Annotated in this window: 1 tRNA gene and 2 rRNA genes (1 of these 3 cut by a window edge); all 3 read left to right on the top strand. The window is 54.3% G+C overall.

The window, feature by feature from the left end:
• Positions 1-1,743: ribosomal RNA gene (locus AB4Z13_RS16940) — 23S ribosomal RNA — on the top strand (it extends 1,144 nt beyond the left edge of the window).
• 213 nt (positions 1,744-1,956) lie between these two features.
• Positions 1,957-2,071, top strand: a 5S ribosomal RNA gene (rrf, locus tag AB4Z13_RS16935).
• 256 nt (positions 2,072-2,327) lie between these two features.
• Positions 2,328-2,404 (top strand) — tRNA-Met (locus AB4Z13_RS16930).
• Positions 2,405-2,500: the final 96 nt, after the last annotated feature.

The following is a 2,500-nucleotide window of genomic DNA, read 5'->3' as shown; positions in this document are numbered from 1 at the left end:
TAAGTGGGAAAGGATGTGAGGATCCCAAAACAACCAGGATGTTGGCTTAGAAGCAGCCATCATTTAAAGAAAGCGTAACAGCTCACTGGTCTAAATAAGGGTCTTTGCGCCGAAAATGTAACGGGGCTAAAGCCATGCACCGAAGCTGAGGATTCCTCTTTGAGGAGTGGTAGCGGAGCGTTCCGTAAGCTGATGAAGGGAGACCTGTGAGGGCTCCTGGAGGTATCGGAAGTGCGAATGTTGACATGAGTAACGATAAAGAGGGTGAGAGACCCTCTCGCCGAAAGACCAAGGGTTCCTGCTTAAAGTTAATCTGAGCAGGGTTAGCCGGCCCCTAAGACGAGGCGGACACGCGTAGTCGATGGGAACCACGTTAATATTCGTGGGCCTGGTGGTAGTGACGGATCGCACAAGTTGTTCATTCTTATTGGATTGGATGGGCAGCGGAGCGGTTCCAGGAAATAGCTCCACCGTATAGACCGTACCCGAAACCGACACAGGTGGTCAGGTAGAGTATACCAAGGCGCTTGAGAGAACTATGTTGAAGGAACTCGGCAAATTGCACGCGTAACTTCGGAAGAAGCGTGACCCCATAGTAGGCAACTATTGTGGGGTGGCACAGACCAGGGGGTAGCGACTGTTTATCAAAAACACAGGGCTCTGCGAAGTCGCAAGACGACGTATAGGGTCTGACGCCTGCCCGGTGCTGGAAGGTTAAGAGGAGAGGTGCAAGCTTTGAATCGAAGCCCCAGTAAACGGCGGCCGTAACTATAACGGTCCTAAGGTAGCGAAATTCCTTGTCGGGTAAGTTCCGACCTGCACGAATGGCGTAACGACTTCCCCGCTGTCTCCAACATAGACTCAGTGAAATTGAATTCCCCGTGAAGATGCGGGGTTCCTGCGGTCAGACGGAAAGACCCCGTGCACCTTTACTATAGCTTTACACTGGCATTCGTGTCGGCATGTGTAGGATAGGTGGTAGGCTTTGAAGCAGGGACGCCAGTTTCTGTGGAGCCATCCTTGAAATACCACCCTTATCGTCATGGATGTCTAACCGCGGCCCGTTATCCGGGTCCGGGACAGTGTATGGTGGGTAGTTTGACTGGGGCGGTCGCCTCCGAAAGAGTAACGGAGGCGCGCGATGGTGGGCTCAGACCGGTCGGAAATCGGTCGTCGAGTGCAATGGCATAAGCCCGCCTGACTGCGAGACTGACAAGTCGAGCAGAGACGAAAGTCGGTCATAGTGATCCGGTGGTCCCGCGTGGAAGGGCCATCGCTCAACGGATAAAAGGTACGCCGGGGATAACAGGCTGATGACCCCCAAGAGTCCATATCGACGGGGTTGTTTGGCACCTCGATGTCGGCTCATCGCATCCTGGGGCTGGAGCAGGTCCCAAGGGTTTGGCTGTTCGCCAATTAAAGCGGTACGTGAGCTGGGTTCAGAACGTCGTGAGACAGTTCGGTCCCTATCTGCCGTGGGTGTAGGAATATTGACAGGATCTGTCCCTAGTACGAGAGGACCGGGATGGACATATCTCTGGTGGACCTGTTGTCCTGCCAAGGGCATAGCAGGGTAGCTATATATGGACGGGATAACCGCTGAAGGCATCTAAGCGGGAAACCCACCTGGAAACGAGTATTCCCTATCAGAGCCGTGGAAGACGACCACGTTGATAGGCCGGGTGTGGAAGTGCGGCAACGCATGAAGCTTACCGGTACTAATAGCTCGATTGGCTTGATCGTTCTCATTGACTATGCTCATCGAACAAAGTTCGATAAGCCTGACCTTTTGTCCTCACGCGCCATAGGCGCTGCGGACGGCGCGCCGGACAACCGGCGACGCGCTTTGCGCTTGCGGCCTTCTGGCCGAAGGTGCCTCGCGAAAGGTAAGACGTGTTCAAATAAAAGGATGTGAAAACATCCACCAGCTTCTCAACACAAGTTGCGCTTCGCTGACCTGGTGGTCATGGCGGGGTGGCTGCACCCGTTCCCTTTCCGAACACGGCCGTGAAACGCCCCAGCGCCTATGGTACTTCGTCTTAAGACGCGGGAGAGTCGGTCGCTGCCAGGTCTGCAAAACGCAACTCGTGTAAATCTTCTCTTTACGAAACTTACGGCCCAAAGCCGATCAAAGGGCCGCTCGCAAAGCGGCCTTTTGTGTTTGGGGCCACAGGAACACGAGACAAATTGCAAAGCAATTTGCTCGGCACAGATCCGTAAATCGCAAAGCGATTTACGCAGACGATATTTTGCCAGAGGCAAAAATCGGTCGGTATTTTGCCAATAGGCAAAAACCTGGACGGACGACGCTAGCGTCGCCTGGATAACGCGGGGTGGAGCAGCCCGGTAGCTCGTCAGGCTCATAACCTGAAGGCCGCAGGTTCAAATCCTGCCCCCGCAACCAAACTCTTTCCGAAGATCAAAACGAAAAAGCCCTCCATATCGGAGGGCTTTCGTATGTCTGCACCAGCGCTCGCATCGTCGGGCTCCGTGCAATTCC

The sequence above is a fragment of the Rhizobium sp. YAF28 genome, from assembly GCF_052113285.1.
Taxonomy (GTDB): Bacteria; Pseudomonadota; Alphaproteobacteria; order Rhizobiales; family Rhizobiaceae; genus Rhizobium.
Note: the sequence above shows the minus strand (reverse complement) of the source record. Positions and strands in the feature narration are given on the sequence as shown.